Origin of the sequence: Niastella sp. (assembly GCF_045805085.1) — a bacterium.
Lineage (GTDB): Bacteria > Bacteroidota > Bacteroidia > Chitinophagales > Chitinophagaceae > Niastella.
The window spans coordinates 1-8,173 of record NZ_JBJMLX010000519.1; the positions used below are offsets into that span (position 1 = coordinate 1).

Sequence of the window (8,173 nt, forward strand, 5' to 3'; positions counted from 1 at the left end):
TACAATCATTATGGACAGTAAATTGGTTAAGCAATACGGTTCGAAAATTCTTTCGTATCGATTGCGTACTGTAAGGCAGAAGAAACGCATGCAGTATGAAGATTTTGACAAAAAGCTATTTCATTTAGGCAAAGAAGAAAAGCACCTTTATAAGAAACAATTCCATCTTGGGTGGGAGCCATTAACGCCACCCGTACAAAAAGGCTGGAAACGTTTTTTTGTATTGCGCGAGGATGTGGCGCGCAGCAAACAGGCTGAGTTCTTTGAGGGTATTCTGAAAAAGATAAATACGTACGAGTGGAGTTATCGTAAGGATTTTAAGGTGAAGAAAAGAAGAATGGGAAGAAAGAACTACGTGGTGAAAACGCAAAACCTGGATCGCCCTTATACAGATCAATTTCAACAAATGGGTTTTACCGATACTGAAAAGCAATTTTTTTATGAAATGTGGACCTCTTATGGGAAGGAACAATTTGTAAAAAGGTATGTATTTAGTGAGCCATGGCGGTTTGTATTAAGGGTAAGGCCTAATATAATTGATAAAGTAAGAAAACGAGATGTGGTTATTGAGAAGAGGTTACAGGAAATAGAACATTATCTTGAATGGAATGGTTACCGGGGCAGGTTGGAAAAATTGGTTTATGGAAAATGTTACTATGGGAAAGGGTAGGACGACCATAGGTTTCCAATTAAAAATCCGTATAAGAACAGACCCGTTCATCAGATCTTAAATGATATTGAAGCGGGTTTATTATAGAATATAATTTACATCTGAAAGGATGTATAAAAAGCTTCCTTAACGGGAAGACTGGTATTAACCTGACGTAGACAACCGGGTTCGTGTTTCAAAGATGCACAACAGTGCAGAGGTAGTAACTATCTGTATGCTGTGTTGAAATCGGGAGATGCCAGCCATGTAAACTGTGGGTCAGGGGTTCGATTCCCTTTTTCGTTTCGGCGAAGTAGCTCAGTGGTTAGAGCAACAGAATCATGTGGACTTGAAATCCATAACTGAGGAAGTACACCGCTTCCATAAAAATGGTGATGCAATTTAAAAGCCGGGCTTATTTACTGGCAGTCCGCCAAAGGGCGGGATCGCAATCCGGTAAATGCCTGCAGGCAGATGGCTCATGATGGGGTTTATATTACTTAATCAGGAACCTGTTTATTACGATGCTTAAATAAACAGCTTGTTGAGAAACTGGTATAACGAACATCAGTGAAAGTTTGCTTCCGCAATTACGGGATGGTAAATATTACCTGGCTTTTATTTAATCAACTTAAAAAGAAATACAATGAAAAATATTCGTGTAAATGCGTATGAAGTTGCGCTGGTTTTTAAACAGGGCGCTTATCAACGCATGCTGAAAGAAGGAAAATACTGGTTCTGGGGAAATGAAACCGTTAAAATATACAATGTAACACAACCATTCAATGCGCCTGTTGAACTGAACATCCTGTTGCAGGATGCAGAACTGGCCGACGAACTGCATGTGGTTGAAGTGAAGGACAACGAAATTGTGCTGCATTACGAGAATGGTTTGCTGAAACAGGTATTAGCAGCGGGTCGTTATACCTTCTGGAAAAGTGTTATCCAAAATGATTTTGTGCGTGCTGATGTAAGTAAAGTGGAGATCACTGAAAACATTGAACGTACCACTCTGCAGCATAAACTGGTAGCATCATACGTACGTAGTTTCTCAATAGAAAGCTTTGAGCAGGGGGTATTGTATATAGATGGAAAGTTTGTGCAAACCCTGAAAGCAGGTGTATACTCCTGGTGGAAGAATGGCATTGCGATCGTGGTAAACAAACTGGATATGCGCCAACAGCATGTGGAGATCAATGGACAGGAAATTCTGACCAAAGATAAAGCTGCGCTTCGTATAAATGCCTGGGCACAGTACAAGGTGACTGACATAGAAAAGGCGCTGGTGCAAAACAAAGATTTTAGCTATCAGCTGTATGCGATCTTTCAATTGGCGCTGCGTGAATACGTAGGCGAATTGACTTTCGATGAATTGTTGGAGAAGAAAGAAAGCATTACCCCTTTTATTCTGGAAGCCGTAAAAACCAAAATTGAAGTATTGGGTGTTGAAGTAGCTGGTTTCGGTATCCGTGATATCATTCTGCCAGGTGATGTGAAAGAGATCATGAATCAGGTGTTGATCGCTGAAAAGAAAGCACAGGCCAACACCATTATGCGTCGTGAAGAAACAGCCAGCACCCGTAGCCTGTTGAACACTGCTAAACTGATGGAAGATAATGCCATGCTGTGGAAGCTGAAGGAGATGGAATACGTGGAAAAAATAGCAGACAAGATCAGCAGCATCAGTGTTAACGGAAACGGGGTGTTGATTGATCAATTGAAACAAATTTTAGTATCGCAGAAATAACCTACTGCCATGCAGATGGACAGGTGACTTGTAAGTTGTATAGCCTTGAGAATTAAAGTAGTTCCGCCCGGGCGGCGGGACTACTTTTTCAATCAGTTGGTTTATGCCTGCGATAAATAACAGTAAGTAAAAAGCAGTGTATGAAAACTGAAGTGATTAGCATTATTGAAACAGAGCTCATACAAACCTTTGATGAATTGTTCAAATGGTTTAATATTGATAGGGAATTATTGAATTATGCGCCTAATAATAAAGGTTGGAGCATTCGTAAGATCCTGGAGCATATTTCATTGACTAATCAGTATTTGCTGATGTTAATCAGCAAGGGCGCCAGGAAGGCGCTGGAAAGGTCAAAGAAAGAAAATTATGCAGAAATGTTGGTTGATTACGACCTTGATTGGCAACGAATGAAAATAATTGGCCAGCATAATTCATTTGTGTGGAACCGCCCTGGCCATATGGAGCCGCGCGGCAAAAGACAGGTTGCCGATATTCGGAATGAGTTGGAATCACAATTGCAGCAATGCCGTATACTGTTACAAAAAATGCCCCACGGCGAAGGCGCTTTGTATAAAATAATGATGAGCGTTAATAACCTGGGTAAAATAGATGTGTACCATTATATTTATTTCCTGGTACAACATGCAAAAAGACATATCACCCAAATGGAAGGAGTTGAAGTTGAATTCAACCTGGGTGTTTAAAAAATAATTTATGGCGAAATTAAAAATTTCAGGTAAGGAATTAAGAGCTATAGGATATCCCGAAGGGCCTGTGATAAGCATAGCGATGAATTTGATGGAGAAGAATTACAAGCATGAGAAAAAGGAGGATGTGATGGAGTTATTGAAAAAAATTTTGAGTGCACCCGTGGAATATGAAAATGACGCGGTGCTTGGTTTGATAGCAGAACAATTGATCCCTAAAAAAGAAACCGAACCCGGTGAAGCCATTGAATTGAATGCTACCGGTATTCATTTTAATGTATTCGGTGGTGAGAATATTGAAGAAGGCGCTACGCATCAAATGCAACTGGCTTCCCGCTTACCTATTAGCGTAGCAGGCGCCTTAATGCCCGACGCACATGCCGGCTATGGCTTGCCAATAGGTGGGGTGCTGGCAACAGAGAATGCAGTGATCCCTTATGGCGTAGGCGTTGATATTGGTTGCCGGATGTGTTTAAGCGTTTTCCCAATTAACCCAAAAGAACTGGTGCAACGGGAACATTTTTTTTCACGCGAATTAAATGAAGCCACTTTGTTTGGTAGTCCCGGTTTGTTTGACAATGCTACCGACCATGAAGTGATGGAACGCAAAGAGTTTGATGAACTGCCTTTATTGAAAGCGTTACAGGCAAAGGCCTGGAGACAATTGGGATCGAGCGGTTCAGGAAACCATTTTGCAGAGTTTGGGATTATAGAAGTAGGTGAGAAAGATGCGATACTGGGTATCGATGCTGGTACGTATGTAGGATTATTGACCCATTCCGGTTCAAGAGCCCTGGGTGCTAATATCGCCAACCACTATACTAGAATAGCAAGAGAGAAAAGACGGTTACCCGGTGAAGCGGCTAATTTGGCCTGGTTGAATTTAGATGAACAGGAGGGAATGGAATACTGGATGGCGATGAACCTGGCTGGTGATTATGCATCTGCCTGTCACCATGTTATACATGCTAAACTTGCCAAAGCGATAGGGGAACAGCCATTGACCATGGTTGAGAACCACCACAATTTTGCCTGGAAGGAAATGATGATCGGTCCTGATGGAAAAATGAAGGAACTGATCGTTCACCGTAAAGGGGCTACACCTGCTGGTAAGAATGTGTTGGGGATCATTCCCGGTTCAATGACCGCGCCTGGCTTTATTGTAAAAGGTAAAGGAGAAACAGCTTCTGTTTCCTCTGCTTCACATGGAGCCGGTAGAAAAATGAGCCGGACCAAAGCATTAAATTCCATTACGCAAAAAGAACTGAAAGATCAATTGCAGCGGCATGGCGTGAAATTGCTGGGTGGCGGATTGGATGAGGCGCCGAATGCCTACAAGGATATTGAAGTTGTGATGAAAAGCCAATCGGCATTGGTGGATGTAGTAGGTAAATTCTCCCCCAAAATTGTTAGAATGGATGGAACCGCGCCAAAGAAATGGCAAAAAACTAATTCCATGGACGGTGAGTAATATGATATATGTCGTCACGGTTCAACCGGGACGGCATTGTCATTTACAAAGTTGAGGTATCAGTGTTTGATATCATGTCGAAAAGATAAGAAAGCGGACATTGCTCCAGGATAATCCGGTGCGATTGTCCGCTTTCTTCTTTCCATTTTATTAACCTGATAGTATCACCCTCTATTTCGATACCGGTTATATCACCATCAGCAAAGCAACAACAGCCACTGTTGAAGTACGAAGGGATCACCATGGTCTTGTGAAATTGTTTACCAGCATATTCCACTTTTCTTCTTTCCAGTTCTGCCTCTATGCTTTGTATGGCTGCTGCATCCCGGTTGGCCCTGGCTTTTTCCAATGCTTTGTTAAGCCGTTCTATATGATCGAGCGAAGCGAATACCGGTTTATGTGTGTGGCCCGAAATGAACACCAGGTCTTTTTGCGTGGCGCTCCATTCGTACATAATGATGTTGTGTTTATCAACCAGCTCAAATGAGTCGGAGGTTGAATTGATGCTGATCTCCAGAAAGCGTTGCAGCGGCGTCCAGATGGCGGCTACAAACCAGGTGCTGAAGGCATTGCCATCGCTCCTTTTATCGCCCTGGTGGCCATGCGTGCAAAAGATGGAATAAGGGCGGTTATTATAGGTAGTGGTAAGTAAAATACCCTCATATATTTTAAGCTTGTCGCCAAAAACAGGTTTTAAAAAGCGGGTGCGGGGAAAGTCAAATTTCCATTGAAGATCATGATTGCCAAAAGTGCGGTAATAGCGGTTCTGCTGCAGAAAGCGTAGTTCAGCCCCAAAGTCGGGCTGGTTCTTCTCCATCACTATATCCGGTTTGTTTTCCCATAATTCCTCACAATCGCCCAGGTTGATAAAGTGAAAGCCATTATCATAATAATAGTTCAGGGCGTTCAAATAATTCTTTTCAGCCAGCCTAAAATCATCGGCGGCATCTCTTGCGCCTTTGTGTTCATCAGAAAAAATGACAAACTTCCCGCTCGACAGATCGAAGGGGACAATGAGGCCACTGCTGCTTTCTTTTTTGTTTTGAATGTTCTTGAGTAACGCTGATAATGAGGCAAATACCTGAGCTTTTTGGGGTGAGGACGACATGCGCTCTGCCAGCCAGGTAACAGGTTTTTTAAATAAGCGTTGCAACAATTTTTTCATACTCAAAAATCAGGTTTTTTTCAATTGCCTGAAATTTATTACTTTAGTAAGATAGCAATTCACAGTCGTTTATAATTTAATACGGTTGACTGTTAACAAGGCATTAAAAACGGTAAAGCCTGATTCTCTCCCGAATCCCTGCCCAACTATTTCAAACAGGCAGTTCGATCGATAAAATAACCAGAATTGTCTGCGAACAAAATAAAAGTTCAGATGAAACAACTATCGTTTGTTCCCCCCGCTAATTTACAACGTTGGTTTTGGGTACTGCTTGCTATCAATTGTGTTTTCATTATAGCTTCGAATTGGTATATGCAGCCATTGGCCACAGCTGAAATTGTTCGGTTTGAGCTGGCCAAAGATCTGAAGGTGGCAGAAAAAATAATCCAGTACTGGGATACATATGGTAAACTGCACCACGCCATCATTGGCATTTATATCGATTTTCTGTTTATAGTTTTATACACTTCCGGTTTGTCGGTAGCCTGTATGTATTTTGGCCGGTTAAGCGGCCATGAAATACTGATGCGCATGGGAAAGTTTATTACCTGGTTGTTGATAGTGGCCGGTATTTGCGATGTAATTGAAAACATTGCCATGCTAAAAAGTCTGCAGGATGTGCCAACCCATTGGTCGGTATTGCTGGCCTACGATATGGCCACTACCAAGTTCTCCATGGTAATTTTGTCGGCCTTGTACATAGCCATCTGCCTGGTGTTTCGCCTGCTGCGAAAGATTGTATTATGATAGTTCGGGCTTATACTTTTATATAGATCTTCTTTTTATCCATATAATACACGATCAGCCAGTAAAAGGCGATCATACAAATGGCATATAGTAACGAACCGTTTTTGAGGTTAGATGAGATAGGTTTGCAAATATGCTCATAGAACCAGGGAAAGGCGCTTGTATATACCTTTTTGCCTTCATTATCTAAATGATCTACCCAGCGGAAGAGGGCAATTATGCGTGGTAAGAAACCACTCAGGAAAAATATGAACAGTGCATTTTTTCCAAACACATCAAAAAAGCGACTCCATGCTCCTTTTGCTTCTTTGAATTCAATCAGGAATATACATAAAGAAAGCACCAGTATGGCCAGTCCGGTGGTATATAACACATAGGAGCTTGTCCAGATCTTTTTATTAATGGGGAACACCATGTCCCAGGCATAGCCGGTAAAGATGAGGATACAGCCGGCAACAAACAGGTGCGACAGCATATCAAAATTCTTTCCTTTTTGCTGAATGTAAAAGCCCACAAAATAACCAAAGATCACCTGTACAATGGAAGTAAGCGTACTGGTGATACCTTCGGGATCAAACGCTACGCCTTCGCCATGATACATATGTGATTCGCCCAGGATAGCTTTATCTACACCAAGTCCAAAATAACCGTTCAGACTGTATGGGTCGACTGCGTTTCCGAAGAACATACACAACACCCAATAACCCAGTAACAGTACAACAGCGCTTACAAAAGCGCCGCGTATTTTAAAGAAATAAATGATCAGCGATGCAAAAAAGTAGCTGAGTGCTATACGTTGTAATACACCCAGAATACGGATCCCTATCAGGTTGCCATTGGCGCCTGCATATTCCCATGCTTTAAAGGTGAGGTGATCATTGTCCCAACGGATAAAAGGCGACCAGTTCAGAAAGAACCCTATGAGAAATATGAGGCACGAACGAGTGATAACTTTTTTAAGAAAGGCTGCAGTGCCTGCTTCCTGAAGCCGGGGCATTACAAACGCCAGGGCATTCCCTACGGCAAACAGAAAAAATGGAAAAACCAGATCGGTAGGCGTACAACCATGCCAGGGCGCATGTTCAAGAGAAGTATACAGGTTTGACCAGCTTCCGGGATTATTCACCAGAATCATAAAAGCAACCGTAGCACCCCGGAAAACATCAAGGGAATAGAAGCGTTTTTGCAAGGTATTACATTTGATAGGAAAGATAAGGAACCTGTAAACAGGAAACAAGCTATGGAAAGCACAGCAGGCATTTCTCTATCTGTAAAAGACATGCGGTTTTCTGCGAACAAGTGGTAGCTTATGTCAGATAACAATATTTATTAAATCGTGTACGTTTTTGGCGTGACCTATAGAAACCTACTGGCGCACAATTGGTCATTATTCAGAAAGATAAATAATTACTTTTCTTTAATGATACCGTGATGGGGGTATTAGCCTTTCCTCTGTTTATAATCGGTTTTTTGAATGACCAAAATAATACCTGGGGTTTACAACTTGTGAAAGATTGATTATAGAAATGATTTACCTTGCGCCAATCGTAAAAAGGGTTGAATAGGCGTGTTAATTCTTTTTAATGTGTTTTTTAGTTTATTGATAACAGATTGGGACTGAGAAAACGGCATTTTTGGTTGAAAAATAATAGTTTAAGATTTTTTACACATGTTTATACACATTAAA

Annotated in this window: 7 protein-coding genes; 5 read left to right on the forward strand and 2 right to left on the reverse strand. The window is 41.6% G+C overall.

Going from position 1 to position 8,173, the window contains the following annotated elements:
• The 4 genes from ACJ751_RS26995 to ACJ751_RS27010 all read left to right on the forward strand — a co-directional run.
• On the forward strand, nucleotides 1-670 hold a 670-nt coding region (locus tag ACJ751_RS26995), incomplete at its 5' end, for a hypothetical protein (protein WP_407748650.1).
• A gap of 625 nt (nucleotides 671-1,295) precedes the next feature.
• Nucleotides 1,296-2,396, forward strand: a complete 1,101-nt coding sequence (locus ACJ751_RS27000; protein ID WP_407748651.1) for a slipin family protein — start codon at nucleotides 1,296-1,298, stop codon at nucleotides 2,394-2,396.
• A gap of 140 nt (nucleotides 2,397-2,536) precedes the next feature.
• Nucleotides 2,537-3,100, forward strand: coding sequence for a DinB family protein (locus tag ACJ751_RS27005; protein WP_407748652.1), 564 nt, complete (start codon nucleotides 2,537-2,539; stop codon nucleotides 3,098-3,100).
• A 10-nt stretch (nucleotides 3,101-3,110) separates the two neighbouring features.
• A complete protein-coding gene (locus ACJ751_RS27010; RefSeq protein WP_407748653.1) occupies nucleotides 3,111-4,574 on the forward strand; it encodes an RtcB family protein in 1,464 nt (487 codons plus the stop codon).
• Between the two features lie 43 nt (nucleotides 4,575-4,617).
• Here the strand turns inward: ACJ751_RS27010 and ACJ751_RS27015 are convergent, their stop codons facing one another.
• Nucleotides 4,618-5,739 (reverse strand): metallophosphoesterase, encoded by a 1,122-nt coding sequence (locus tag ACJ751_RS27015; protein WP_407748654.1) that lies wholly within the window; start codon nucleotides 5,737-5,739, stop codon nucleotides 4,618-4,620.
• A gap of 213 nt (nucleotides 5,740-5,952) precedes the next feature.
• Here ACJ751_RS27015 and ACJ751_RS27020 point away from each other — a divergent pair, with 213 nt between their 5' ends.
• Complete coding sequence (locus ACJ751_RS27020; RefSeq protein ID WP_407748655.1) at nucleotides 5,953-6,486, forward strand: hypothetical protein; 534 nt, start codon at nucleotides 5,953-5,955, stop codon at nucleotides 6,484-6,486.
• Nucleotides 6,487-6,496: 10 nt separating this feature from the next.
• On the opposite strand, the gene ACJ751_RS27025 is transcribed toward ACJ751_RS27020, so the two are convergent.
• Nucleotides 6,497-7,675: an acyltransferase family protein gene (locus tag ACJ751_RS27025; protein WP_407748656.1), complete on the reverse strand. Its 1,179-nt coding sequence runs from the start codon at nucleotides 7,673-7,675 to the stop codon at nucleotides 6,497-6,499.
• Nucleotides 7,676-8,173 lie beyond the last annotated feature (498 nt).